The sequence below is a fragment of the Candidatus Nitrotoga sp. BS genome (genome assembly GCF_927797785.1).
Taxonomy (GTDB): Bacteria; Pseudomonadota; Gammaproteobacteria; order Burkholderiales; family Gallionellaceae; genus Nitrotoga.
Map to the genome: position 1 here is coordinate 1 of NZ_CAKMLL010000047.1, position 26,068 is coordinate 26,068.

Here is a 26,068-nt window from a genome sequence, read left to right on the forward strand (position 1 = left end):
TCATTCGTGCCAACAGTCGATTAAGTTCCAAACAGAATGGCGCACTACACTAGCAACTTGTCGGACTTAAAGGAAAGCGGCTGACAATTTACCCTCGCTCGGTTAAGCTTTCACTACGACTCTTTAAGTCTGACTGGCTGCTCGTGCAGCAGCCCTTAACAGAGGAAATAATTACTCGGTTTTCTATGGTTTCAGAAAAACCACAGATGACTTTACCTTCATTTGAAGCGCCTTGCCCATTCTGGCTCGTTTGCCAAAATGAGTTTGCAGATCAGTATCTGATAGATCAATAGACTGCTCGCGGTTCCCGTTACTGGTAATGACAGTAACTTTTGGCTTGGCCGCTACTATGATTGCCGCAGCCATCTCATCACCATCCGCGATACCCATTACTACGACCCCCTTGCCGCCACCTGAAAGCTGCTTCATTTCAGCCAGAGCGAAAGCGAGCAACCGACCCGAACGGCTTGATGCGATGACCAGTGATTGTTCAGATGGGGTGAATATAGCGGGTGGAAGAATTTGCGCATCGGCAACATTGATGAATTGCTTTCCAGCCTTGTTGCGTCCAAGCATATTCCCGATCGAGCAAGTAAAACCGTAACCGGCAGAAGTGGACCAAAGTATGTGTTGCTCGGCAGCACCACATATCACATGAACAATTTTCGCGCCAGTTGCCACGTCGATTAGCGAGTTCAGTGGCACGCCATCACCACGACCGGTCGGAAGTTGGTGCACGGGGATGCTGCACACCCTGCCGTTACTGCAAATCACAACGCAATGCTCTGTTGTGCGGCACTCGAAGACGCCGAGCAATCCATCGCCATCCTTGAACGAAACACCAGACAGATCGAGACCATGCCCCTGTCGTGTTCGCCCCCAATGCTTCTTGGAAATCATCACCGTTACCGGCTCGTCTACAATCTGGGTCGTCAGTGCAACACGTTCTGCCTGCTTGATAAGCGTGCGGCGATCGTCACCGAAAGTCTTTATATCCTCATTGATCTCTTTTGCCACAAGTTTGTGCATTAATAAACTAGAACCAAGAAGCTTGTTCAGTTCCTCGCCCTCGTTCTTCAACTGTTGCAGCTCGCGCTCAATCTTGATGCCTTCCATCTTGGCCAATTGGCGCAGCCTGATTTCAAGGATGTCATCGGCTTGCCGCTCGGACAGCGAGAATCGCGCTATCAGTGCCGCTTTTGGCTCATCAGACGCACGGATCAAAGCGATCACCTCATCCAGATTGAGATAGACAATCATGCGCCCATCCAAAATGTGGATACGGTCATTGACCTGGGCAAGACGATGCCCGCACCGGCGACGTACCGTGGCTACGCGGAACTGCGCCCATTCACGGATGATTTCGGTGAGTGGCTTTTGCTTCGGTCGCCCGTCGATGCCTATCATCACCATGTTAAGCTGAAGAGAGCTTTCTAAACTGGTGTGAGCCAGCAGTATGGTCATCAGCTCATCAACTGATTGTCGGCTCGATTTTGGTTCGAATACCAGGCGAACTGCATGGTCTTTGTCTGACTCGTCGGCCACCCTGTCCAGCACAGACAAGAGAAGCTGCTTGTTCTGTGCCTGTTCCTGCGTCAAAGTTTTCTTGTTGGGCTTGATCTTTGGATTCGTCAGCTCCTCGATTTCTTCCAATATTTTTTTGGTGGAAGTGCCATGCGGTAGCTCGTAGATAGCCACACGCCACTGACCACGGGCCATATCCTCAATCATCCAGCGGGCGCGCATCTTCAGCGAGCCGCGCCCGGTTCTGTAGCACTCTCTTATGTCCTGTGCCGAGGAAATAATTTGCCCCCCGCTGGGCAAGTCCGGGCCGGCAATCAAGGCTAGCAGTTCTTCATCGGAGCAATCCGGGTTTTTGACGCACAGTGCGGCCGCCGCGCCAACTTCCCGCAGGTTGTGTGACGGTATTTCCGTAGCCATGCCCACGGCGATACCGGATGCGCCGTTGAGCAGCACCATGGGTAGTCGCGCAGGCAGCATGGCTGGCTCTTGGAAATGGCCGTCATAGTTGGTTTTCATATCGACCGTACCCATGTTCAGCTCGGACAGCAGCAGATCTGCTATGGGTGTCAGACGTGTTTCCGTGTAACGCATTGCCGCCGCGTTGTCACCATCGCGTGAGCCGAAGTTACCTTGGCCATCAACCAGCGGATAACGCAGGGAAAAGCCTTGAGCCAAGCGCACCATCGCCTCATAGGCAGATGAATCACCGTGCGGATGGAATTTACCCAGAACTTCGCCCACGACGCGCGCAGATTTCACGTAATTGCTGTTGTGAGCCAATCCCATTTCACGCATCGCGTAAAGAATACGTCTTTGAACAGGCTTTTGCCCGTCGCATACGTCCGGCAGGGCACGCCCCTTGACGACCGAAACGGCGTATTCCAAATAGGCACGCTCGGCATACTGTGCAAGTGGCACAGAATCACCATCGGGCACAGGGGGAAGCGGAGAGAACTGGCGAATATTTCCGCCGCCGCCATTGGTCGCAGCTGGCTCAGCAATGTGTTGTCCGTCCGTGATCTTCACTTTGCCCAATCGCTGTTCTTCATCAGTCATGTCAAATAGTTGGATTTGTTTAAGATCAGACATCGACATTTACTTCGTTCCCGTGATATTCGAGCCAAGCTCTCCTTGAGCCTGACTCCTGTTTAGCCATGAGCATGGTCATAATTTGCTCCGTCGCTGTAAAAGAAGCGTTGTCCAGCTCGACGCATAACGCTCGACGCGTATCCGGGTTCATAGTTGTGTCCCACAGCTGATCAGGATTCATTTCGCCCAATCCTTTGAAGCGTGAGATTGACCAGGCTCCTTCACGTATCTTGTCTTTTCTCAAGCGGTCTTCTATCGACACGAGTTCGTCTTCATTCAGTGCGTATATCTTGCGCATCGGCTTTTTACCTTGAGCAGGAACATCAACGCGGAACAGAGGCGGCTGTGCGAGAAAGATATGTCCGTTCTCGACTACACGCGGGAAATGCCGGAAGAACATCGTCAATAGCAAGGTTGTAATATGGGAGCCGTCCACGTCGGCATCGGACATAATGTAGATGCCTTTGTAGCGCAGACCAGACAGGTCAACTTTATCATTCATTCCGTGTGGGTCCACCCCGATCGCCACGGCGATGTCATGCACTTCCGCATTGGCGAACAGCCTGTTACGGTCGACCTCGAAAGTGTTGAGCACCTTTCCGCGCAAAGGAAGGATGGCCTGAAACTCTTTATTCCGCCCTTGCTTGGCGGATCCGCCAGCGGAATCCCCCTCAACAAGAAATAGTTCGTTCCGCTCCGGATTGAAATCTGCCGCATCGGTGAGCTTGCCTGGAAGCACGGCCAGAGAAGACCCCTTTTTTTTCTCCACTTTCTGTGCCGATTTCATTCGGCTCTGCGCCTGCCTGATTGCAATCTCCGCGATGCGTTTGCCATACGCGATGTTTTCGTTCAGCCACAGCAAAAGCGGGTCACTAACCATCGTCGACACCAGCTTCAATGCACTGCGCGATATCAGCTTTTCTTTTGTTTGCCCTTGGAATGAAGGGTCGAGTACCTTGGCGGATAAAACAAAACTGGCGCGATTGAACACGTCGTCAGAAGTCAGCTTTACCCCTTTTGGCATCATGCCGTGCAGTTCGATGAAGCCCTTAACAGCGTTGAACACACCGTCGCGCAAACCGGAATCGTGCGTTCCTCCAGACCAGGTTGGAATAAGATTTACGTAAGACTCTCTGGTAATGGCACCTTCCTCAGTCCAGGCAACTGCCCATGACGCGCCTTCGCCCTCGGCGAAGTTATCGTCCCCTCCCCTGGGGATAAACCGTTCCCCTGAAAAAATGGGTGCGGCAAGCATGTTATCTTCTTCCTGAGAAGACAATGTCTCGGTAAGATAGCCACGCAGCCCGTCAGGGTAAGACCAAGACTTGGTTTCGCCGGTACTTTCGATACTAAAAGTAATATTCACGCCTGATAGCAATACCGCTTTCGAACGTAGGACACGCTCCAGCTGCACCATATTAATAGTTGGCGCATCGAAATACTTGGCATCTGGCCACACTCTTACGGTGGTGCCGGTCTTGCGCTTCGGGCAGTCTCCCTGTTTAAAAAGCGGTTTAAGCGCGACCCCATCATCGAAGCGTATACGGTACTCGCCGCCATCGCGCTGCACGATGATTTCAACAGCCGTTGAAAGGGCGTTGGTTACCGCGACGCCGACACCGTGCAATCCGCCTGAAAACTGGTATGCGCCACCGGCATCCTTGTCGAACTTGCCTCCGGAGTGCAACACGGTAAATGCCACCTCGACGACCGAAACACCCTCCTCCGGGTGGATGCCAACCGGGATTCCCCTGCCATCGTCCTGAACGGATACTGAACCATCGGCAAATGCTGTTACGGTGATATTTTTGGCGAATCCGGCCAAAGCCTCGTCGCAGGCATTATCGACTACTTCGGTGATAATGTGGTTGGGATTGTCCAGTGTCGTATACATACCGGGACGCTGACGCACGGGTTCTAACCCGCGCAGAACCTTAAAGGACGACTCATCATAATTAACGCTCAACTGATACTCCTATGTTTCGAAGATGTGCACCGTAAGGCGCTCGGGATACCGCATATCAATTCGCACGAACCGCAAATGGCCGAACGCAAAGTTGGAAAATTGCATACATGAAGCCATAATCTTCGGGAAGAAAGGTGCGCTACAATACATTGTGATTGTTCATTTTGCTACAACTTGAATTCCAGGAGAAAAATTATGTGGCTATCAATGGAAAGGAGGATTTCATGGCAGCACTGACACCTCAAGCTTTTGCTAAGGATTATGAAAACGGGATGAAATTTATCGACCGCAAAGACTATATCAAAGCTGCTGAATCATTAAAAAAAGCGGCGGAACATGGACATGTGGAAGCGCAATTTTATCTGGCAGGTATGTATGCCGATGGCCAAGGGGTTAGAAAAGACCACCAACAGGCTATGCATTGGTATCGTAAGGTCGCCGACAAGGGTTTTGCGGAGGCTCAATTCAACTTGGGCGTTATGTATTACAAAGGCCAGGGCGTTGAACAAGACTACGAGCAGGCTGTGCATTGGTATAACAAGGCTGTGGAGAAAGGAGATGCATTAGCACAGTACACGTTGGGCATCATGTACGAAAAAGGTCAAGGCGTTACGCAAGATTACAAGCAGGCTGTGTCATGGTTTAACAAAGCCGCAGAGCAGGGAATTGCGCAGGCACAATACAAACTGGGCGTTATGTACGAAGAAGGCAACGGCGTTGTTCAGGATGACGAGCTTGCTGCACTCTGGTATGGCAAGGCCGCAGAGCAAGAGGTCGTACATGCGCAATTTAAACTGGGGTTCATGTACGACAACGGCATAGGCGTTCCTCAGGATACTCAGCAAGCCGTTTTTTGGTGGAACAAGGCTGCAGAACAGGGCGATGTGGAGGCCCAAAATAATCTTGGAGTCATGTACGACATGGGTTTGGGCGTTCCCCAAGACTACGTTGAAGCACATAAATGGTTCAATATTGCTGGCGCAGGCGGCAAGTGGTTTAAAGTTGCGGGTGAATGGGTCAACAATATTGCGGGCCTGGGTGATGACGCAGATATAGGTAGCGGCTTGGGGATTGTGGAATCATTTATGACGCCAGCTCAAATTACCGAAGCTCAGCGACGGGCCAGTGAGTGGATGATGAAACATAAAAAGTAATACGTTATTTCGAAAAATTCCCGAATATTCTGGCTTTAGGGTGCCTTTAAAAAAAGTTTCCAGGCTAGGCAAGGTACAAGTAAAAAATTTAAGCGTAGTAGATTGGGCTTCTTTTCATTCAGCCTAACCGAGCTGCACCTGATCGAGTATGGCTTAATTCACGAAAGAATTGACATTGGAACGTTCGTTCCATAAGATGACCTAACTATGGATAACAATGCTAATTACCTTGCCAAACTTCAGGACTATTATGCTGAAAATGGCGTACTACCGCCCTACTCTACCATTATGTTGTTAATGGGATTTAAATCGAAATCGCCTGTGGCCGCTCTGGTGGCCAAATTGAAATTGGCAGGTTTCCTTGAGGCGACACCTGAAAAACGCCTCAAGCCCGGCAAACGTTTCTTCGAACGCCCCATCTTTGACAGTGTGCGTGCAGGATTTCCCAGTCCGGCAGGGGATATGAGCCATGACACCCTCAGTATTGATGAATATCTTGTTAGCCACCCGTCCAGCACTGTACTGGTGACGGTTAAGGGTGATTCAATGATTGATGCTGGCATCATGCCAGGCGATACCGTGATAGTAGAAAAACGTGCCATGGCAAATGCGGGCGACATGGTCATTGCCATCGTGGATAACGAATTCACCCTTAAAACCCTGGGCCTGGAGAAAGGTAAATTCATTCTGATTCCCGCCAATCCAGCGTATCCCATTATTCGTCCCAGGGGCGATCTGGAAATTTTCGGCGTTGTTGTCGGGCAATTTCGCAAATACAAATAACATCATTAAAATGGGCGCCTCTAAAAATCCAGAGTTCGCCTAAATGCAAGGCGCGAAAAAAATTTGCGAACATCCGCTTCGCGGATTGCCTGCTTACCCCACTTCGCAGCGCCGCATATGATTGATATGTTAGCAAAAAATTTTTTCCGCAACGCAGCAGTTGGGATGAAATCTGGATTTTTAGAGGTGCCCATATGCTTGTTTCGAACTGGCCCAATGTCATTGCGCATGTGGATGCGGACTGTTTCTACGCTTCCTGCGAGCAATTACGCAGACCCGATTTAAAAGGCAAGCCACTCTGCGTCCTCTCCAGCCAAGACGCCTGCGTCGTTGCCAAAACCTACGATGCCAAGGCAGCAGGCATCACCACCGGCATGACTGCCTGGGATGCCAGGAAGCTACTGCCCAACGCTATTTTTCTGTCTGCCGATTTTCGTTACTATGGTCAGATTTCCGATAAGTTATTTTCCATTTTGCGGCGCTTTAGCCCGGTTATTGAAGAATATTCCATTGATGAAGCCTTCATCGACATGCTGGGGCTGCGTAGCCTGTATCGCAAACCGTATCAGAAAATTGCCGACGATATCCGTGAGACCATCCATCAGGAAGTAGGCATAACCGTTTCCGTCGGCATCTCTGTCACACGTACCCTCGCCAAGATGGCATCTGAATACAATAAGCCAAACGGAACCACCATTGTGGCGGGCAGGCGCATAAAAGATTTCTTGCAGCACGTCAGTGTGCGTGACATTCCGGGGGTCGGACGCAACCGCGAGGCGTTGCTGAATAAATTTGGCCTCCATACGGCGCTTGACTTTGCCAATGGCAAAGAGCCTTACATCAAACAGCTGCTGGGGAAAGCAGGGACCGATCTATGGCATGAACTCAATGGTACAGCCATCTACCGGGTTGAAACTGAACTTAAATTGCCCAAGAGCGTAGCGCGTACAGCATCAATAGGGCAGATAACACAAGATAAAGCGATCATCTTTGCACACCTTACCCGGCACGCCATGCGGCTTTCGAAGGAGTTGATTGAAAAACGCTTGGCTGCCAAGCGGCTTACCGTTTTTCTGACGCTGAAGTCGTTCGACAGACAGGCTACTACCGTCCATCTGCCTTATCCGACGGCAGATTATTTTTTACTGATGGAAGAGATAAGCAAAATGGTGGAGCATCTGTTTGACTCAAGCCAGATGGTCCGAGCCTGCGGGTTGGTTGCCACCGATATTGCTATTCGGCAGAGTGGAAATTTCGATATGTTTCAGCAAGCAGAACAACAGCTTGAAGATAAACGCCTTAAGTTGCTTAAGGCTGTGCATAGTGTCAATCAAAAATATGGTAGCGACATGTTGTTTATCTGTTCTGCCATTAAGCCCGCAGGCCGCATGAAACATATGCGGTTTAAGTACCCGGTACTGGAATGTTTTTAGGGCACCTCTAAAAATTCAAATTTACGTCATTCCCGCGAAGGCGGGAATCCAGAAGCAACTGATTTATCACCTGTTTATAAATTCTGGATTCCCGCCTTCGCGGGAATGACAAATTTTTAGAGACGCCCTCTAAACTGAATTCTCACACCCGATGCTGTAAGGAATGTTGCTCAGTGTACGACAGTACGAGCGTGACCAATTTTTATGGAAAACACCATGGCCAACATAATCCCGCTAATGCTCAACCTTGAGCACCATTTCCGTTGAGCAAGGCATTGCAATGTATTGTTTGATTATGGCGGGCGGCGGACATGCGCAACTTAGCGTGCTCAAAGCACTTGCCCAAAAACCTTTGGACATTGATGCAGTGCTGATCACTCCGAGTCCTTACCAAATCTATTCCGGCATGTTGCCGGGATGGATAGCCGGACATTACAGCCTGTCGGATTGCCGGATCGATCTGCGCCCGCTGGCAAAATCCGCCGGAGTACGCCTGATCTTTGCCCAAGTTGTTGAAATCGATGCCAAGCGGTGCCGAGTCTTGCTCTCAGATGGTACGCATCTTGATTACGATGGCTTGTCGCTCGACGTGGGCAGTGAGACCAATTTATCATTGCTGCAAGCGGCGGGAGAGCGTCTACTGCCAATCAAGCCGCTGGGTATTTTTGTACGACGCTGGCCGACCATACTTAACGCTGCATCGCAACAGAATCATTACCAGCTCATCGTGGTCGGTGGCGGTGCGGCTGGCGTCGAGCTGGCATTTGCCGCACAACATGCTTTTGCCACGCAGCAATGCCAGCAAGCTTCAGTAACGTTGGTCGCTTCGGAAGGCGGCATTTTGCCGGGCCATGCGGGAAGAGTGAAGCATTGCGCCCATGCACTGCTGAAACAGCACGGAATCAAGCTGCTTCAGGCGCAAGCAGTGGCTACCCCGGAAGGGGTCGCACTTTCCAACGGGCAATCTCTGTTTGCAGATTGCATCATTGCGGCGACCGGTGCACGTCCGCCCGCCTGGCTGCGCAACTCCGATCTCGCGCTGGACGAACAGGGCTGCGTCCTCGTGGATGCGCAACACCGAAGCACCTCTCACCCCAATGTATTTGCCGCCGGAGATGTATGTATGCGCAGTGACATTCAGCTTGCACATTCCGGCGTACACGCGGTACTCGCCGGGCCAGTATTGGCGCACAACCTGATCGCAGCCATCAACGGGCACGCACTTGAAAGCTACCGACCGCGCAAAAAATCCTTGTACTTGCTCGCGACCGGCCCGAAACACGCCATCGCATCCTGGGGTGCGTTCAGCGCCAAAGGCCGTTGGGTGTGGGTCTGGAAGAACTGGATTGATCGCCGCTTCATGCACAAATATGGCACATTGAATCACGTGCATAAGGAAACAGCATGACTCGTTTTTTAAAAACCGCGACGTCGCGGCATATCGTTATCAATGCACTCAAGATTGCACTTGTGGTCGGCAGCCTGCTAAATCTGGTAAATCAGGGGGGGGATATGCTGCATGGCGTTACGATCTCATGGTTTCAACTGATATTAAATTACCTGGTGCCGTATTGTGTGGCAAGCTACAGCGCGGTGAAGAACGAGACCGAACTAAGGGAATAATGACTGCCAATCGAGACCAAAAAGAAGACACCCAGCAGACCAGCAATCTGCTGGCTGATGCGCCATTTCTGGAAGATGTACGCAGGCAAATGATCAAATTCGCCACACTTCAGCTCGGAGACGGTCACTTGGCCGAAGATGCGGTACAGGAAGCATTGATCGGCGCGTTGAAGAATGCATCCTCTTTTGGAGGGCGTGCCGCACTCAAAACTTGGATATTTGCTATTTTGAAGAACAAGATCGCGGATACGTTGCGATACAAACAACGGGTGGTGAATGCCAGCAGCTTGTTGCGCGAGGATGAAGACGACGAGGCACTTTCCGAATTGTTCGACCGGAAAGGACACTGGCAGCGGGATGAACGGCCAGTGGCATGGGGCAATCCAGAAGCGTCTCTGCGCGAAAAATATTTCTGGAGCATGTTTGAAGCATGCCTGGAACGCTTGCCACCCAAGCAGGCACGGGTATTTATGATGCGCGAATTTCTCGAACTTGATGCCGACGAGATTTGTGCCACCATGAATTTAACAACTAGCAATCTACATGTGCTGTTGCACCGCTCGCGCCTACGCTTGCGCGAGTGCATTGAAAACAAATGGTATCTGCAAGGAGAGCGAAATGATCAATTGCCGTAACGCTACGCGTCTGTTGTCCGAGGCGCAAGAACGCCCCCTCTCGATCACCGAGCGAATGTCATTAAAGCTGCACGTGATTATGTGCAGCGGTTGCCAGAACTTCAAAGATCAGATGGAGACGCTCAGATTGATGACGCGTGCTTATGCAAAGAGAAAAAACGACCACGATGAATGAACGATAGCAATTTTCAAAACGAAAGAGAAAAGAGAAAGCTACCTTTTTCTTGCAGCATGGTCACGAATTCTCTTTCGTATATCCAATTGCGCTTGAAAAGGTAGCATCTCTTTATCTATTCCATGGGCTTTCGAACCCCTTTTGCCGCCGAAATTACAGTTTAGAGCGGTCAAGGGACATCACCTTAGTCCACGCCTCAACAAAATCTCGCACAAATTTCTCTCGTGCGTCGTCAGCTGCATAGACTTCTGCTACAGCGCGTAACTCGGAGTTCGACCCGAAAACAAGGTCAACGGAGGTAGCCGTCCATTTGAGGTTACCCGTCCCGCGATCACGCCCCTCATAAACTCCATCGGCTTTGGATGATTTTGTCCATTTTGTCGACATATCCAGCAGGTTAACGAAGAAGTCATTGCTCAACGTCCCGGGTCGATCAGTGAACACGCCAAGTGCAGATTGTCCGGCATTTGCATTCAGGGCCCGCATTCCGCCTACTAAAACGGTCATTTCAGGAACAGTCAGGGTAAGGAGGCTCGCCCGATCAACCAGCATTTCTACCGGCGATCTACGTTTATCCGTACTGTAGTAGTTTCGAAACCCGTCTGTAGTCGGTTCAAGCACAGCAAAAGAATTTACATCAGTCTGATCTTGCGATGCATCCGTGCGTCCCGGCGTGAAAGGAACCTGTACGTTATGACCGGCCTTCTTTGCGGCTTGCTCAATGGCTGCGGCTCCGCCCAGAACGATCAGATCGGCGAGCGATACCTTCTTACCGCCCGATTGCGCACGGTTAAAATCTTTTTGAATGCCTTCCAGATGTTTCAGCACCCTCGCCAGTTCATCCGGGTTATTGACCTCCCAATTCCTCTGCGGTTCGAGGCGTATGCGTGCCCCGTTAGCTCCGCCGCGCATGTCGGTGCCACGGAAGCTAGCGGCAGACGCCCAGGCGGTTCTGACAAGTTCGGGAACGCTTAACCCCGAAGCAAGAATCTGCGACTTCAGCTTAGCGATATCCTCTGCATTAATCAGGTCATGATCGACAGCTGGAACCGGATCTTGCCACAGCAATACTTCGCCAGGAACCTCAGCGCCAAGGTAAAGAGCACGCGGACCCATGTCGCGGTGCGTCAACTTAAACCATGCCTTGGAAAAAGCATGTTCAAATTCCTTTGGGTTCTCATGGAAGCGCTGGGCAATCTTGCGATAGATCGGGTCGAACTTAAGCGAAAGGTCCGTCGTGAACATGATAGGCGCATGCCGTTTTGACGGATCGTGAGCATCCGGCACGACGATGTTTGATTCATTCTTATTATCGGGAACCCATTGGATCGCACCTGCGGGGCTCTTTGTCTGCACCCAATCAAAACCGAACAGGTTGCCTAAATACTGTGTAGTCCAGGCAATAGGGTTGGCGGACCATGCGCCTTCCAAACCGCTGCTGATGGTGTCACCGGCATTACCCCTGCCGCACTTGTTTTCCCAGCCGAAACCTTGCTGCTCAATGCCGGCAGCTGCGGGCTCCGGGCCCAGGCATTTGGACGGGTCGTAGGCGCCATGGGCTTTACCGAACGTATGCCCGCCGGCAATAAGTGCAACGGTCTCTTCATCGTTCATTGCCATGCGACCGAACGTCTCGCGAATATCCCGAGCCGCCGCGAGTGGATCCGGGTTGCCGTTCGGTCCTTCCGGATTGACATAGATTAGACCCATCTGAACAGCGGCGAGAGGATTTTCCAGTTTTCTATCGCCACTATAACGCTCATCTGCGAGAAACTTGGTTTCAGGTCCCCAGTTGACCAGATCGGGCTCCCAGTCGTCCTCGCGCCCGCCGACAAAACCGAAGGTCTTGAAGCCCATGGATTCTAGCGCTACATTCCCCGTCAGGGTCATCAGGTCCGCCCAAGAAATCTTCCGACCGTATTTCTGCTTGATCGGCCAAAGTAATCGCCGCGCCTTATCCAGGCTCACATTGTCAGGCCAGCTGTTGAGCGGCTCAAATCGCTGTTGACCGCCACCAGCACCGCCGCGTCCGTCAGAGACACGGTACGTGCCCGCGCTGTGCCAAGCCATCCGGATAAAAAATGGTCCATAGTGACCATAGTCTGCTGGCCACCATGCCTGTGACTGAGTCATCAACGTCTCAATGTCCTTCTTCACGGCCTTAAGATCGAGCGTCTTAAACTCTTTAGCATAGTTATACTCGGGCCCCATTGGATTGGACTCAGCTGCATGCTGGCGAAGTGGTTTCAGATCCAGCTTTTCAGGCCACCAGAATTGGTTCGACATCGGCTTACCCTGAGCATTAGCAACGCTTGATGTCACTACCGGTGTCACACTTACCACCAAAGCGGTAAGTAAAGATACGGTTTTTTTACGCATGGAAATCTCCTCCTTTAGGTATGAAATTCAGCATGTTCACAGGTTACTTTGTAGGTAAATTTTAGAATAATGTGCAATTTTAACTAACCATGGTCGAGCGTAAGGAATGCAGTAACATCCATGCTGTGCTGACCAGCCAAGCGCAAATGCAATCACTATCCATATACTCCCCACTCATGAAAAATGATACAACATTTATTTTTCATGCTTAGCTGAGCTGAATAAAATGAAGCCCAACTGCGCTACAAGATCAATAGACTTGAACCAATAGACTTGAAATAGGCAAATGCGTTGTCAATAAGTGTCCGGCCGGATGTTTATCTATTCGCTATTGGAATTCTTTGCTAGCTGCTGGCTAAACGCGACATATTCGTCAATCAGCTGGCTTAGCCCGGCTTTGCCGCTTTCGGTCGGGTTCGGAACAGCGGCGAGATCGTCGATCCGCCGCGACAAGTTATCCAATTTTTGAAAACGGCTACCGAATTCGCCGTATTGCAGCTTCGTTATCGCGCAGCGATTAAACCCAGCCACTACGAATTTCCTGAACTCGTTCGCCTGCTGCGAGGCATCTGATAATGCTTGACGTTGCGTCGGGTTCAGTTTTCCAAACAATTTTCCCTTTTCCGCAATGTTGGCTTCAAACTCGGCAGAGTAAGCCCAATACTGGGTGGTGAAATTATCGATATTTATAGGTTTGCGCATACCATCATTACACTGCACTGCAGGCGCGAGATTGTCCTTGAAGATAAAAGCAAGTATGGCTATCAGGGCAACTACGACGACAACCAGAGCTACTGACTTGGTACTACTGTTCATACATAGTCCTTATATTTAGCAGAACTGGTTGCAGATTTTTCGAAGCGCAGATTCTTCTTGTATTTTTCCATTAGGTATAACCCAACAAACAAAATATGCTGATTAGAGCCGAATCTAATGATAACAGCTAGAGGGCACCCTGAAACTTAACCTCGCTCTTCCATTTAGGACACCTCTAAAAATCTAATTTTTGTCACAATACTGCGTTACTCGAAAAAGATTGAAGTCCTCAATGCTTTTCCAACCCATGAACGCGGTGCACATTTAACAAGGCCCTGCTAACTTTTATTTTGCTTACTGTACCAATTTGAAGCTCTCTAAATCTGTAGCTGAGAGTGGATGGCTGAAAAAGTAACCTTGCGCGTCGCCACATTTTATATTGCGAAGGAAGAGAAGTTGCCCTGCATTCTCTACGCCCTCGGCCACTACATTCAGACCAAGTTTATGGGCGAGGGCGATGGTCGAGGCACAGATTTCCGCGTCGAGGTGATCGGTCTCAATATCGCGCACGAAAGATTTGTCAATTTTCAGACTGGTGATCGGGAATAGTTTGAGGTAAGTCAAAGATGAGTGGCCGGTGCCGAAGTCATCCAGTGACAGGGTGATGCCCATGCTTCTGAGCGTGTTGAGAATTTCTATGCTGTGCTGAGGGTTTTTCATGGCAGCAGACTCGGTGATTTCCAGCTCCAAGTGGGCTGCATCGAGTTGGGTTTCTTTGAGAACGCTTGCCACAACTGCTGGCAACGTGGGTTGCTCGAATTGGCGGGCCGACAGATTGATTGCCACGCGATTAATGTGTGTAAGTCCCGCCGCATGCCATACCTGCATTTGCCTACAAGCGGTACGCAACACCCATTCTCCCAAGGGCAGGATCAGACCTGATTTTTCCGCCATGGGGATGAACGAGTCGGGGAAAAGCAAGCCATGCACCGGATGATTCCAGCGCACCAATGCTTCTACAGCAATCATGCGCCCAGACCGCACGTTAATCTGGGGTTGATAGAACAACACAAATTCATTCCGTGCCAGTGCCTGGTGCAACTGATTCTCCAGCAGCAGCCGATCCATGGCATCCCGACTCAGGTCCGATGTGAACTGGCAGTAGCTGTTGCGGGCCTGTGCCTTGGCGTGATACATGGCAGCACCCGCATTTTTCAGAAGCGAGGCGGCATCGCTGCCATCATCAGGGTAAAGGCTGATGCCGATGCTTGAAGTGATGTGCAACGCTTGACCCGTAAGGTGATAGGGCTGTGCGAGCGCGCTAAGTATTTTTTCTGCACAGAGCACGGCTGATGCCGTTTCCACACCGTGGACGACAATACCAAATTCGTCGCCGCCCAGACGGGCCACGATATCGTTGGTTCGAACGCTCAACTTCAAACGGGCGGTTACGTCCAACAGCATTTGATCTCCCGTTTCAAGTCCAAGGGTATCGTTGATAGTATTGAAGTCGTCAAGATCGACCAGCAGAATGGCAAGGCTGCTTTTATTCATGTGCGCGCCTTCGATGGCATGTGCGATCAGAGCGTGCAGGGCGCAGCGATTGGGCAGCTGTGTAAGCGGGTCAACGTTGGCAAGGACGTGGATTTTTGCCTTCTGCTCCTTATTCAGAAGGCGATGCGAACGCATGGCTTCCAGCATATTGACGAACAGCACCACCAGCAGAGGCAGCAGCAAAGAGCTTTCCTGTTTTAACCAGTGGAGCAAGCTTAAATGGATTACATAAACAATCAGTGCCGCACCGATGCCGATTGCCGTACCTGTAAGTAAAGACCGGCGGGGTTGCCATATCAACAGTAGCGCAGGGACAACTGCGATGAGCAGCAATCCCGCCGTCCAATACCAACGGGGGGGAGTAAGCACGAGATTTTGCGCTAATAATTGATGGGTAATGGCCAGTAGATAAAGACCACTTATTTCACCCACCGGAGTGTGAACTCGGTCAGCAAAGATAGCGGTACTGCCGATGAAAACGGTCTTACCGCGAATCATAGCTGGGGACAATTCTTGATTGGGCGACCCCAGCACTGCCATCGCGATACGTGAAAAGGGTATGGACAGCACCGAGTTCGGATTGCTGGGGTAGAAAAGATGGACAGCACTCTCATTATCCGTAGACCAGTTAAAGGGGTCGACTTGTATGCTATTACCCGGGATGGCTCGCACCGGTGGATGCGGTACCCCAGAAAAATGCGCAGCGAGCGGCAAGCTTGGAATAACCTGGCCGTCAATACGGTGGAATAATGGAAAGCGACGTAAAACGCCATCTCGATCCGCCTGCACAGTCACCACGCCGATATCTGCATAACCAGGCGCAGGTTGAGTAAATGATGCCAACGGTAATTGGATTGCTGACCAGGAGTAAGACGGCAATCCAGACGGGACATCCCAAGTCAAACCGTGCAGATCGGTGGGTGCATGTTCGTCGCTCTCAGTTTCAATGCGCATGGTAGCGGCAAGTACCACATTCGGATTGCGTGCAATCGCTTCCCGCAGTCGCCCATCATTTTCCCGCTGATCGGCGAAAGTGATATCGAACACCACGGCACGTGCGCCCATCTCGCCCAGATAGTCAAGGAGCAGAGCAAAGGTGTCACGCTTGTATGGCCAAGGCCCGAAATACGGTTGCATGGCGCGCAGGGAAGCATCGTCGATATCAATGACCAGCGCATCCTGAAAGAAATGCTGCTGCGCAGCCAGGCGTGTCTGTTTATCTAAAGACAACACATCCAGATGCTGATACAGCGAGGTAAAACTCAGTGCCCACGCTAGTACCAAGGCTGTCAGCGGAATCCACAAGGGATGAACCAATTTTGCAGCCAGGCTAGACATGGTATGAACCATTTACAAAACGAATGGCACGAGCAAAAAAAGTAGCTGCCAGTAGGTTTCAGTCGGTACTTCAATTTTCTGCACAGGCCCGAAAGAGCCAGCGAAACCATCGGCATCAATGGTTTTAACGCGCAGATAGTAAGTGCCGGGCTTCAAGTTTTCTATCTGGCTCTGGCTGATATTCACCACACTGTCCATGATCGGTTGGGCAAAATCAGGATCGCGCGCCACTTGAATCTGGAATTTCTCACCTGCTTCACCACTGCGCCAGTGAAGCAGCAGTCGCTTATCCTCCATCTGAGGCAGCTCTAGTTGCGGGCCTTCGGGAATCTTGCGCTGTGTGAAGGATTGCACATTGCTGAAAGGACCCTGATTCTGTTCCGCAGCGACTGCGGCAATACGCCAGTAATATTGCCCCGGTGCGAGTGACACCACGTATTCGTTGCTCACCTGTTCCGGCAAATCGACCAGCAGTTCGGAGAAATCCGGTTTCGCGGCCAATTGCACGTGGTAGGACTGGGCTGTGTTAGAGGCGTTCCAGCGCAACGTAGTCTGAGAGCCATAAACTTTCTGACCGTCTTGTGGCGCGCTGATAGAAGGGGGGGTCGGCGGGGCCTTATGCTGTGTGAAGGATTGCACATTGCTGAAAGGACCCTGATTCTGTTCCGCAGCGACTGCGGCAATACGCCAGTAATATTGCCCCGGTGCGAGTGACACCACGTATTCGTTGCTCACCTGTTCCGGCAAATCGACCAGCAGTTCGGAGAAATCCGGTTTCGCGGCCAATTGCACGTGGTAGGACTGGGCTGTGTTAGAGGCGTTCCAGCGCAACGTAGTCTGAGAGCCATAAACTTTCTGACCGTCTTGTGGCGCGCTGATAGAAGGGGGGGTCGGCGGGGCCTTATGCTGTGTGAAGGATTGCACATTGCTGAAAGGACCCTGATTCTGTTCCGCAGCGACTGCGGCAATACGCCAGTAATATTGCCCCGGTGCGAGTGACACCACGTATTCGTTGCTCACCTGTTCCGGCAAATCGACCAGCAGTTCGGAGAAATCCGGTTTCGCGGCCAATTGCACGTGGTAGGACTGGGCTGTGTTAGAGGCGTTCCAGCGCAACGTAGTCTGAGAGCCATAAACTTTCTGACCGTCTTGTGGCGCGCTGATAGAAGGGGGGGTCGGCGGGGCCTTATGCTGTGTGAAGGATTGCACATTGCTGAAAGGACCCTGATTCTGTTCCGCAGCGACTGCGGCAATACGCCAGTAATATTGCCCCGGTGCGAGTGACACCACGTATTCGTTGCTCACCTGTTCCGGCAAATCGACCAGCAGTTCGGAGAAATCCGGTTTCGCGGCCAATTGCACGTGGTAGGACTGGGCTGTGTTAGAGGCGTTCCAGCGCAACGTAGTCTGAGAGCCATAAACTTTCTGACCGTCTTGTGGCGCGCTGATAGAAGGGGGGGTCGGCGGGGCCTTATGCTGTGTGAAGGATTGCACATTGCTGAAAGGACCCTGATTCTGTTCCGCAGCGACTGCGGCAATACGCCAGTAATATTGCCCCGGTGCGAGTGACACCACGTATTCGTTGCTCACCTGTTCCGGCAAATCGACCAGCAGTTCGGAGAAATCCGGTTTCGCGGCCAATTGCACGTGGTAGGACTGGGCTGTGTTAGAGGCGTTCCAGCGCAACGTAGTCTGAGAGCCATAAACTTTCTGACCGTCTTGTGGCGCGCTGATAGAAGGGGGGGTCGGCGGGGCCTTATGCTGTGTGAAGGATTGCACATTGCTGAAAGGACCCTGATTCTGTTCCGCAGCGACTGCGGCAATACGCCAGTAATATTGCCCCGGTGCGAGTGACACCACGTATTCGTTGCTCACCTGTTCCGGCAAATCGACCAGCAGTTCGGAGAAATCCGGTTTCGCGGCCAATTGCACGTGGTAGGACTGGGCTGTGTTAGAGGCGTTCCAGCGCAACGTAGTCTGAGAGCCATAAACTTTCTGACCGTCTTGTGGCGCGCTGATAAAAGGCGGGATCGGACGTGCCTTAAGCATGAATTCCCGGTTTGCATTAGCACCTTCCAGACCATTGCCATCGATCGATCTCACGCGCAGTACATAGCGACCATCCGGTAGATCAGGCCAATTCGCGACGTTGCCCTGGAATACATCATCCAAAAGTAATCGCTCGAACGAGAGATCCGAAAATACCTGTGCATGGTAGCGTTCAGCACCTATTACAGCGGGCCATTCAAAGCGCAGCGGAACACGTTGCAACACGCTGGGCACCAAGCTCAAATCAGGTGCCAACGATAGCGCTCGCGGGGCACGAGGTGACTCCCCCGGCGCGGCCAGCGTGCCGAAACCGGCTAAAACGGTAACTGTATCACCGCGAGTACCACTGGCCTGTATGGCGCCATCGAGCACTTCGCTGCGTGAGACGTGATCGATGGCGCTCACATGTGCGCGAAATTTGGTTCCTCGCACAACCAAATTGAGCGCGCGTGATTTGATTTCATAACCTGCGGCTGGTTTCTGCTGTTCCGATATGTGGTTGTCCAGGCTACCTCGATTCAACTCGATAATCGTTTTAGCCATGCCAGTTTTTCCAAAAAGAATCATTTCCACCAGGTTCACTTGCGTGCTCTGGGTAAGCAGGAGACGCGATCCGTCCACAAAACGCATGGACACACTAGCATCAGCGCTGGTTTCGATCATGTCACCCACCTCTAGCCGTGCGCCTGCGATAAGATTTTGAGGGGGGCCATTCTTCGGGGTACGCGTGACCTTGCCTTGGACATGAATGACTTCAGCGATGGCAGCTTCACGCTTCAGCAGAGCCACCGGCAAACGCAGCTTGGTTCCAGGACTGAGCCGCTTAGCTTCAGTCACGTCATTGAGTTTTTGGATATAGTACCAGTCGTTTGGATTAGCCAAATAGTCCGTCGCAATACCGATCAAAGTATCGCCGGGTTGTACCGCGTACAACCACTCCGGTTCTGCCGCAGCGGCAGGATTGACAAGCTGTAGACCTAAGACGAGTGCTATAACGTAGCGCAAGGGGCAAAATAAATGCAACATGGCTGTCTCCAAACGAGCTCTGTATTTTCCAATACAGGTTAAAGTTAAACAGAGGATATTGAACCTGGGTAATTGGATTTCTTCCTGCTTCCATCGACTTGGTAAATATCTCCCCGATTTGCCATTCCAAATTTATTTAAGCCGGTTTTTTCTTGCCTTACCGATAAATTTAAATGGCTTTCATCTTGCTATTCTTAAACTCCAAGGCGAGGTAATTATCACTCATCTTTGCGGCTTGCTTTATACCATATTCAAAACTCTGTCAACGCAGTATAGAAATACCCCCTCGCCTGAGAGTAGAAATAACTTTCTCTCCCTTCGTCATCTGTTTTATTGAATTACGCTTTACTATCAGTATCGGACCTGCCAGTGTGCATTTTTTTCCAGAGATGCCCCGCTGTCGGCACCGATATGAAAGCCTTCGGCAGTGCCGACCGGCTGTCTCCTGAGTGCAAATCTGTCCCGGCAATAATGAATCGGCAGGCCAGCATAAATCTTGAGATGACCGAAAAAAAGAAACCTTTATGTCCGCAGCCGGGATTCCGCCGCTAACTATGAAGCGTTTTCCGCTCAACGTAACGCACCACGCTGGATCAAGACTCTAATTTGATTCGGTTACATTCAAAAACTGGTTTGATCAGCATACTTTAAATTCGATAGCCAGCCTTTCGCTCGCAAGAAAAATCGTGAGCTTTCACGTTATAAAATGGCCGCTATGCCCTGAAGATTGCAATCCGGCGTGCTGTCTTTATCAGGCTGTGTGTAAACGTACAACCCTTTGCTTTTCTGGTCGCCCAGCCAATCTATTTTGTGCGATTTGTTTAGTCGGGCGTACTGATGTGATGTCCCCAAAGCTGACTTGATTTAATAAAGGTGACATATTGGTGACATGGCGCAAAAATCAGGGGAAATAAAAAAGGCCTGCATCGCTGCAAGCCTTATTCTATATGGTGGGTCGTCAGGGACTTGAACCCCGGACCAAAGGATTATGAGTCCTCTGCTCTAACCAACTGAGCTAACGACCCGATACTGTTTAGAGTACCTTTCAAAAGTACTCTATTATAAATAATTAACTCTCGCCGTCGAGAAAGCTTTTCAACTTGTCTGAACGAGATGGGTGACGGAGCTTGCGCAACGCCTTAGCCTCGATCTGACGGATACGTTCGCGTGTCACATCAAATTGCTTACCTACCTCCTCAAGGGTGTGGTCAGTATTCATTTCTATACCGAAGCGCATACGCAGCACCTTGGCTTCGCGCGGCGTAAGTGAATCGAGAATATCTTTAGTGACATTGCGCAAGCTGTCATATACCGCCGCCTCAATAGGTGCCAAAGTATTTGAATCTTCAATAAAATCACCAAGATGCGAATCATCATCATCACCTACTGGGGTTTCCATGGAAATCGGTTCCTTGGCAATCTTCAATATCTTGCGAATCTTGTCTTCGGGCATTTCCATCTTAACCGCCATAGTTGCAGCATCCGCTTCCAGCCCGGTTTCCTGCAAAATTTGGCGCGATATTCGATTCATCTTGTTTATTGTTTCAATCATGTGCACCGGGATACGTATCGTGCGAGCCTGATCTGCGATGGAACGCGTAATGGCTTGACGTATCCACCACGTGGCATAAGTTGAAAACTTGTAACCACGACGGTATTCAAATTTATCTACCGCTTTCATCAGTCCGATGTTGCCTTCCTGAATCAGATCTAAAAACTGCAAGCCACGGTTTGTATATTTTTTAGCGATGGAAATCACCAGACGCAGGTTAGCTTCAATCATGTCGCGCTTGGCGCGACGTGCTTTGGCTTCACCGTTGGTCATTTGCTTATTGATTTCTTTCAAATCGCGAATGGGAATACCCACGCTTTGCTGCAAATCAAGCAGCTTTTGTTGTTGCTCTACGATGGCAGCTTCGAAACGCGACAGTGTTTCACTGTAAGGTTTTTTTGCAGCCACTTCGCGCGCGACCCAATCTAGCCGCTCTTCGTTGCCTGGAAAGGTCGCAATAAAATGTGGGCGGGGCATGCGCGCCTTAGTAACGCATAACACCTGAATAATACGCTCATGGCTACGCACTTCTTCCACCAAACGGCGCATAGTGTCGCAAAGCGCATCTACCTGCTTGGCAGAAAAACGGAATTGCGTGAGCTCATTGGTAATCTGCTCCTGCAGCTTGTTGTATTGTGCGCTTCGGTAACCATGCTTCTCATAAGCTTTGCCGATCTTGATAAAGAGCTCTCGAATGATTGCGAAACGTTCCAGTGCATCTATCTTAAGTTTGGCCAGATTGGCTGCGGCAACAGCCTCAGCATCTTCTTCGCTGCCATCCACATCCTCTTCGTCCTCGTCTTCCTCATCCTCCATGACTTCATCACTAGACTCCTCTGTAGCAATCATGGTTTCATCTTCAGACTCAATGAACCCATCGACAATTTCGTCAATACGTAATTCTTCGCGTGTTACTTTATCAACTAGCACGAGAATTTCTGCAATGGTGGTTGGACAGGAAGAAATCGCCTGTATCATGTGCTTCAGGCCTTCCTCAATGCGTTTGGCGATGACGATTTCATCTTCGCGCGTGAGTAAGCCCACTATACCCATTTCGCGCATATACATGCGCACCGGGTCAGTGGTACGGCCAAATTCTGAGTCTACTGTAGAAAGCGCTGCCTCCGCAGCTTCCACCGCATCTTCGTCGGCCACCACAGGCGGCGCGTCCGACATAATCTGATTTTCAGCATCGGGAGCCTCGTCACACACGGTGATGCCCATGTCGTTGATCATGCTGACAACGCCTTCAATCTGCTCAGCTTCCAACATTTCTGGCAGATGATCATTGATTTCGCCAAAAGTCAGGTAGCCGCGCTCCTTACCTAGGATGATTAACGCCTTCAGGCGTGTGCGCCGAGCCTCAATATCCTGTAACAGCATTACAGGGTCAGCAATTTGCTTCCCAACTGATGCCTGTTTGGCTGAATTAGGTGTTTTTTTGTCTTGCTGAGTTGCCATATTCGATGGATTCCCATTTATTTAAATGAGTTCAAACATTGCAGGTTAAACAATGCGTTTGAAAAGGGGGCGAATTATACCCGATTTTGCAAAAATTTTCCGCACTCCAATGCCGCAATTTTGTCATTTGAGTTCACTGCGTTGTAACAGTTGCAAATAAAGCGATCGTTCTTGTTCGTCTAAACCCTTCATTCCTGTGTTATGCATTTTCACATGTAAAGCCTGCAATTGCTGTTTGCGCTGTTCATTGCGAAACCTGATTAATACGTCTTGAAACTCTGCCACTACATCAAAAGTTTCACCCCATTGCATAATTTCAGCTTGCTCTGCTGCCAATAATAACTCATGCTCTGTGCCTTGAAAATTCTGGATCATAGCTGCACTGCTTATAGTGCCTTCTTGTGATCGCGCCCACTCGGCTAACGCATTAATCGCGGCAGCTTCCGCCCCCACGGCCATCCAATTCTCTGGTAACTCTCGCGCCAGATCGGGTTGAAATAATAAACAGCGTAATAACACGCGCAAGTTTGATGTCACAGGACGCGCCTCTTTTTGTGGCGCGCGACGTGGCGAAGCACCTATCGGCTTGATCGCATACAGTGCTTCCAATTCTGCCTGGGTTATTCCAGCTAGTGCTGCTATTTCTTTACGCAGCAAAAGCGCAGTAGTGGGCGCAGAAATCACTGTCAGCAAAGGTTTGGCGTGCTGCAGTAACGCAGTGCGCCCTTCTTGGGTACGCAGGTCAACTTTCTCAGATAATTCACGCAACACATAACTGGACAGAGGCAAAGCCTCTTGCAGTAGCTGCTCAAATGCCAATGCTCCATGCTCTCGCACAAAACTATCTGGATCATGTCGCGAAGGCAAAAACAGGAATCCTATGTGCTTACCATCTACTAGTTGAGGCAGTGCATTCTCCATCGCGCGCCACGCCGCGCGCTGTCCAGCTGCGTCACCGTCAAAACAGAACATCACTTTATCGGTCAAGCGCAGCATCTTCTGCACATGATAGGGCGTAGTCGCCGTTCCCAAAGTAGCGACGGCGTATTCAATGCCATGCTGCGCAAGTGCTACCACGTCCATATAGCCTTCTACTACCAATACCTGTCGTTTGGTGCGTATTGCTTTCAGCGCTTGGAACAAGCCATATAACTCGCGTCCTTTTTCAAATAGGACGGTCTCCGGCGAGTTCAGGTATTTGGGATCACCCGAGTCCAGCACTCGCCCACCAAAACCAATCACTTGGCCGCGCATATTCACAATAGGAAACATGATGCGGTCGCGAAAACGGTCATACCGTTTGCCATCCTCGTTTTCTATTACGAGACCCGTATCCAAGAGGCTGCTATCGTGATAATTAGCAAAGACACTACCTAAATTTTGCCAGCCCTCCGGTGCATAGCCAATGCCAAATCGTAACGCTATTTCGCCACTTAAGCCGCGCCGCTTGAGATAATCGATAGCGGGTGACGACGGCTCAAGCTGATCGGGGTAATAACGCAACAGTTTAAGCTGATCGCGATAGTAACGCGTTGCCGACTTCATTATTTCGTACAAATCAGGTGAACACTTATGCGGATGCGCTTGTTCCGGCGTAGGCGCTTCGTTCGGCACAGTCATGCCAACACCGCGCGCCAATTCGTCCACCGCATCAACAAAACCCAACCCGCCATGCTCCATGACAAACCCTATAGCCGTACCATGCGCGCTGCAGCCAAAACAGTGATAAAACTGCTTACTTTGGCTGACGGTAAATGAGGGAGATTTTTCGTTATGGAAAGGACAGCAAGCAATATAATTAGCGCCTGCTTTTTTAAGCGGAACGTAACGCTCAATGACATCCACAATGTCGAGACGGCTGAGCAAATCATGAATGAAGTTTCTTGGAATCATCCTAGCTCCGCTTCACATTTTACCAATGCGTTATGTACACTGAGAAGTAATCAATTGTAGATTGATACGTAATTCGTGACAGATACATATGCACTGCAGCTATCGTTATTCACAATAGGCAAATGACTGTAGTTATCAGGTAGTGGGTATGATTTTATGGTGCGAATTCAGCATGCATTCGCATTGCTTAATGCAATACTTAAAACGCTTACTTTAAATGCCTTGAGATAAACGCGCCTTCACCAGCGTTGAAACTTTGCTCATATCTACTCGACCCGCCAATTTCGTCCTGAGCAACGCTATCACCTTACCCATTTCTTGGGCGCTCTGAACGCCACTATTGGCTATAGCATCGTTGACCGCAGCTTCCACTTCGGCTTCAGTCATCGGCTGCGGCATGTATATCTGCAATATACTGATTTCAAACTTCTCAATGTCGGCCAACTCTTGCCGAGCGGCTGCTTCGAACTGGGTAATGGAATCGCGCCGTTGCTTAATCATTTTATTAATGACTGCAATTACGTCAGAATCCGATAACTCAACGCGATCATCCACCTCGCGTTGTTTGATTGCGGCCAGCAACAAGCGTATAGCGCCAAGGCGGACAGAATCCTTGGCGCGCATGGCCGTCTTCATATCTTCTCTGATTTGCTGCGTCAAATTCATGTTGAGTTCAATCTCGCGGGAAATTTAACAGCAGGCTCCGCTTCAACGCGCAGCCGCTAACAGTTGAGAATTAATATAGCTTTGGAGGCAGTATTTGGCTGCGCAGACGCTTGTAATGCCGTTTCACGGCAGCAGCCAGCTTGCGTTTACGTTCCGCAGTAGGTTTCTCATAGAATTCGCGAGCGCGCAATTCAGTTAACAAACCAGTCTTTTCCACTGATCGCTTGAAACGGCGCATAGCCACTTCAAACGGCTCATTTTCCTTAACACGCACAGTCGTCATAAACAAACCACCCTCAACAAAAATTAAGGGCAGGATTCTACCAAAATATCACCCTGCTCCACAACCTGAATTTAGAAGTTCTCTTTTAAAGTATTGCGAACGACTGAAAATACACTAGCCTGTCCTCTTCCGAACGCGGGACCGCCAACAATTTTATATCATGCAGAAGACTGCTATGGTATCGGTTAAAAAATGTATGACGCATTTTAAGGAAATTCTATAATGCTCGTTAATTTTTGACTTACGAAAATGGTGACATGGAACTGAAAATTTATAAAAAGGTAATAGCGATATGAAAGCATGTATTAAATGGGTAGAGCATGTTTCCTTCTTAGGCGAAACCGAAAGCGGTCATGCCATCCTGATGGATGGTCCTCCCGAAGGCGGCGGTCAAAATCTTGGGCCGCGCCCAATGGAGCTCGTCCTGCTCGGCACGGGTGGCTGCACCACTTACGACGTTATGCACATCCTTAAGAAAAGCCGCCATCAAGTAACTGATTGTGAAGTGAGAATAGAAGCAGAACGTGCTGTGGAAGACCCCAAGGTATTTACCAAGATCCATTTTCACTTTATCGTGACCGGCAAAGATCTCAAACCAGAACAAGTTGGCCGCGCCATCCAGCTCTCTGCGGAAAAATATTGCTCAGCCTCCATTATGCTAAACAAGACGGCGGACATTACGCACGATTTTGAGGTAATTCAGGAAATACCTTAAGCAATTAAAAAACA

18 protein-coding genes, 1 tRNA gene and 1 pseudogene are annotated in these 26,068 nt (G+C 50.3%); 9 read left to right on the top strand and 11 right to left on the bottom strand.

The genetic code is table 11. From position 1 onward, the window contains the following. Window positions 1–183 precede the first annotated feature (183 nt). Window positions 184–2,619 (bottom strand): DNA topoisomerase IV subunit A, encoded by a 2,436-nt coding sequence (gene parC, locus MJ769_RS04870; protein WP_239234796.1) that lies wholly within the window; start codon window positions 2,617–2,619, stop codon window positions 184–186. Continuing rightward, window positions 2,606–4,579: a DNA topoisomerase IV subunit B gene (locus MJ769_RS04875; RefSeq protein ID WP_239234798.1), complete on the bottom strand. Its 1,974-nt coding sequence runs from the start codon at window positions 4,577–4,579 to the stop codon at window positions 2,606–2,608. Before MJ769_RS04875 ends, parC begins: the two co-directional genes overlap by 14 nt. 224 nt (window positions 4,580–4,803) lie before the next feature. On the opposite strand from MJ769_RS04875, the gene MJ769_RS04880 reads away from it, so the two are divergent. From MJ769_RS04880 to MJ769_RS14560, 7 genes are all read left to right on the top strand, one after another. Continuing rightward, a complete protein-coding gene (locus MJ769_RS04880; RefSeq protein ID WP_239234799.1) occupies window positions 4,804–5,733 on the top strand; it encodes an SEL1-like repeat protein in 930 nt (309 codons plus the stop codon). 207 nt (window positions 5,734–5,940) lie between these two features. Next, on the top strand, window positions 5,941–6,516 hold the full coding sequence (locus tag MJ769_RS04885; protein WP_239234801.1) for a LexA family protein: 576 nt from the start codon (window positions 5,941–5,943) through the stop codon (window positions 6,514–6,516). Between the two features lie 194 nt (window positions 6,517–6,710). Then, the gene (locus MJ769_RS04890) at window positions 6,711–7,949 is read left to right on the top strand and encodes a DNA polymerase Y family protein (RefSeq protein ID WP_239234803.1); all 1,239 of its coding nucleotides are present in this window, start codon (window positions 6,711–6,713) and stop codon (window positions 7,947–7,949) included. A gap of 280 nt (window positions 7,950–8,229) precedes the next feature. Beyond that, window positions 8,230–9,357: an FAD-dependent oxidoreductase gene (locus MJ769_RS04895; RefSeq protein ID WP_239234805.1), complete on the top strand. Its 1,128-nt coding sequence runs from the start codon at window positions 8,230–8,232 to the stop codon at window positions 9,355–9,357. Next, window positions 9,354–9,572 (top strand): nitrate/nitrite transporter NrtS, encoded by a 219-nt coding sequence (gene nrtS / locus MJ769_RS04900; RefSeq protein ID WP_239234807.1) that lies wholly within the window; start codon window positions 9,354–9,356, stop codon window positions 9,570–9,572. Before MJ769_RS04895 ends, nrtS begins: the two co-directional genes overlap by 4 nt. Then, entirely contained in the window at window positions 9,572–10,207 is a 636-nt protein-coding gene (locus tag MJ769_RS04905; protein WP_239234809.1) for an RNA polymerase factor sigma-70, read from the top strand. Before nrtS ends, MJ769_RS04905 begins: the two co-directional genes overlap by 1 nt. Then, on the top strand, window positions 10,191–10,382 hold the full coding sequence (locus MJ769_RS14560; RefSeq protein WP_338140735.1) for a zf-HC2 domain-containing protein: 192 nt from the start codon (window positions 10,191–10,193) through the stop codon (window positions 10,380–10,382). Before MJ769_RS04905 ends, MJ769_RS14560 begins: the two co-directional genes overlap by 17 nt. A gap of 153 nt (window positions 10,383–10,535) precedes the next feature. Here the strand turns inward: MJ769_RS14560 and katG are convergent, their stop codons facing one another. From katG to MJ769_RS04925, 4 genes are all read right to left on the bottom strand, one after another. Beyond that, window positions 10,536–12,761, bottom strand: a complete 2,226-nt coding sequence (gene katG, locus MJ769_RS04910; RefSeq protein WP_239234811.1) for a catalase/peroxidase HPI — start codon at window positions 12,759–12,761, stop codon at window positions 10,536–10,538. A gap of 321 nt (window positions 12,762–13,082) precedes the next feature. Next, window positions 13,083–13,577 carry a hypothetical protein gene (locus MJ769_RS04915; protein WP_239234813.1) on the bottom strand — a complete coding sequence of 165 codons (495 nt, stop codon included), beginning with the start codon at window positions 13,575–13,577 and terminating at the stop codon, window positions 13,083–13,085. A gap of 294 nt (window positions 13,578–13,871) precedes the next feature. After that, on the bottom strand, window positions 13,872–16,409 hold the full coding sequence (locus tag MJ769_RS04920) for an EAL domain-containing protein (RefSeq protein WP_239234815.1): 2,538 nt from the start codon (window positions 16,407–16,409) through the stop codon (window positions 13,872–13,874). Between the two features lie 12 nt (window positions 16,410–16,421). Continuing rightward, on the bottom strand, window positions 16,422–19,484 hold the full coding sequence (locus MJ769_RS04925; protein WP_239234817.1) for a FecR domain-containing protein: 3,063 nt from the start codon (window positions 19,482–19,484) through the stop codon (window positions 16,422–16,424). 399 nt (window positions 19,485–19,883) lie between these two features. On the opposite strand from MJ769_RS04925, the pseudogene MJ769_RS14700 reads away from it, so the two are divergent. Beyond that, window positions 19,884–20,094: pseudogene (locus tag MJ769_RS14700) on the top strand (IS110 family transposase); the annotation flags it as partial. A 338-nt stretch (window positions 20,095–20,432) separates the two neighbouring features. Here MJ769_RS14700 and MJ769_RS04930 read toward each other — a convergent pair. The 5 genes from MJ769_RS04930 to rpsU all read right to left on the bottom strand — a co-directional run bounded on the left by MJ769_RS04930 (window position 20,433) and on the right by rpsU (window position 25,339). Further along, window positions 20,433–20,509: transfer RNA gene (locus MJ769_RS04930), tRNA-Ile, on the bottom strand. Window positions 20,510–20,553: 44 nt separating this feature from the next. After that, a complete protein-coding gene (gene rpoD, locus MJ769_RS04935) occupies window positions 20,554–22,497 on the bottom strand; it encodes an RNA polymerase sigma factor RpoD (protein ID WP_445083068.1) in 1,944 nt (647 codons plus the stop codon). Between the two features lie 123 nt (window positions 22,498–22,620). Then, complete coding sequence (gene dnaG, locus MJ769_RS04940; RefSeq protein ID WP_239234819.1) at window positions 22,621–24,390, bottom strand: DNA primase; 1,770 nt, start codon at window positions 24,388–24,390, stop codon at window positions 22,621–22,623. 213 nt (window positions 24,391–24,603) lie between these two features. Next, the gene (locus tag MJ769_RS04945) at window positions 24,604–25,056 is read right to left on the bottom strand and encodes a GatB/YqeY domain-containing protein (RefSeq protein ID WP_239234821.1); all 453 of its coding nucleotides are present in this window, start codon (window positions 25,054–25,056) and stop codon (window positions 24,604–24,606) included. A 70-nt stretch (window positions 25,057–25,126) separates the two neighbouring features. Then, window positions 25,127–25,339, bottom strand: a complete 213-nt coding sequence (gene rpsU, locus MJ769_RS04950) for a 30S ribosomal protein S21 (protein ID WP_239234823.1) — start codon at window positions 25,337–25,339, stop codon at window positions 25,127–25,129. A gap of 292 nt (window positions 25,340–25,631) precedes the next feature. Here rpsU and MJ769_RS04955 point away from each other — a divergent pair, with 292 nt between their 5' ends. After that, the gene (locus MJ769_RS04955) at window positions 25,632–26,054 is read left to right on the top strand and encodes an OsmC family protein (RefSeq protein WP_239234824.1); all 423 of its coding nucleotides are present in this window, start codon (window positions 25,632–25,634) and stop codon (window positions 26,052–26,054) included. Window positions 26,055–26,068 lie beyond the last annotated feature (14 nt).

What these genes read in the sequence shown, in the direction of transcription:
- parC (WP_239234796.1), bottom strand. Translation starts at nt 2,619, where the DNA reads ATGTCGATGTCTGATCTTAAACAAATCCAACTATTTGACATGACTGAT.
- MJ769_RS04880 (WP_239234799.1), top strand. Translation starts at nt 4,804, where the DNA reads ATGGCAGCACTGACACCTCAAGCTTTTGCTAAGGATTATGAAAACGGG.
- MJ769_RS04885 (WP_239234801.1), top strand. Translation starts at nt 5,941, where the DNA reads ATGGATAACAATGCTAATTACCTTGCCAAACTTCAGGACTATTATGCT.
- MJ769_RS04890 (WP_239234803.1), top strand. Translation starts at nt 6,711, where the DNA reads ATGCTTGTTTCGAACTGGCCCAATGTCATTGCGCATGTGGATGCGGAC.
- MJ769_RS04895 (WP_239234805.1), top strand. Translation starts at nt 8,230, where the DNA reads ATGTATTGTTTGATTATGGCGGGCGGCGGACATGCGCAACTTAGCGTG.
- nrtS (WP_239234807.1), top strand. Translation starts at nt 9,354, where the DNA reads ATGACTCGTTTTTTAAAAACCGCGACGTCGCGGCATATCGTTATCAAT.
- MJ769_RS04905 (WP_239234809.1), top strand. Translation starts at nt 9,572, where the DNA reads ATGACTGCCAATCGAGACCAAAAAGAAGACACCCAGCAGACCAGCAAT.
- MJ769_RS14560 (WP_338140735.1), top strand. Translation starts at nt 10,191, where the DNA reads ATGATCAATTGCCGTAACGCTACGCGTCTGTTGTCCGAGGCGCAAGAA.
- katG (WP_239234811.1), bottom strand. Translation starts at nt 12,761, where the DNA reads ATGCGTAAAAAAACCGTATCTTTACTTACCGCTTTGGTGGTAAGTGTG.
- MJ769_RS04915 (WP_239234813.1), bottom strand. Translation starts at nt 13,577, where the DNA reads ATGAACAGTAGTACCAAGTCAGTAGCTCTGGTTGTCGTCGTAGTTGCC.
- MJ769_RS04920 (WP_239234815.1), bottom strand. Translation starts at nt 16,409, where the DNA reads ATGTCTAGCCTGGCTGCAAAATTGGTTCATCCCTTGTGGATTCCGCTG.
- MJ769_RS04925 (WP_239234817.1), bottom strand. Translation starts at nt 19,484, where the DNA reads ATGTTGCATTTATTTTGCCCCTTGCGCTACGTTATAGCACTCGTCTTA.
- rpoD (WP_445083068.1), bottom strand. Translation starts at nt 22,497, where the DNA reads ATGGCAACTCAGCAAGACAAAAAAACACCTAATTCAGCCAAACAGGCA.
- dnaG (WP_239234819.1), bottom strand. Translation starts at nt 24,390, where the DNA reads ATGATTCCAAGAAACTTCATTCATGATTTGCTCAGCCGTCTCGACATT.
- MJ769_RS04945 (WP_239234821.1), bottom strand. Translation starts at nt 25,056, where the DNA reads ATGAATTTGACGCAGCAAATCAGAGAAGATATGAAGACGGCCATGCGC.
- rpsU (WP_239234823.1), bottom strand. Translation starts at nt 25,339, where the DNA reads ATGACGACTGTGCGTGTTAAGGAAAATGAGCCGTTTGAAGTGGCTATG.
- MJ769_RS04955 (WP_239234824.1), top strand. Translation starts at nt 25,632, where the DNA reads ATGAAAGCATGTATTAAATGGGTAGAGCATGTTTCCTTCTTAGGCGAA.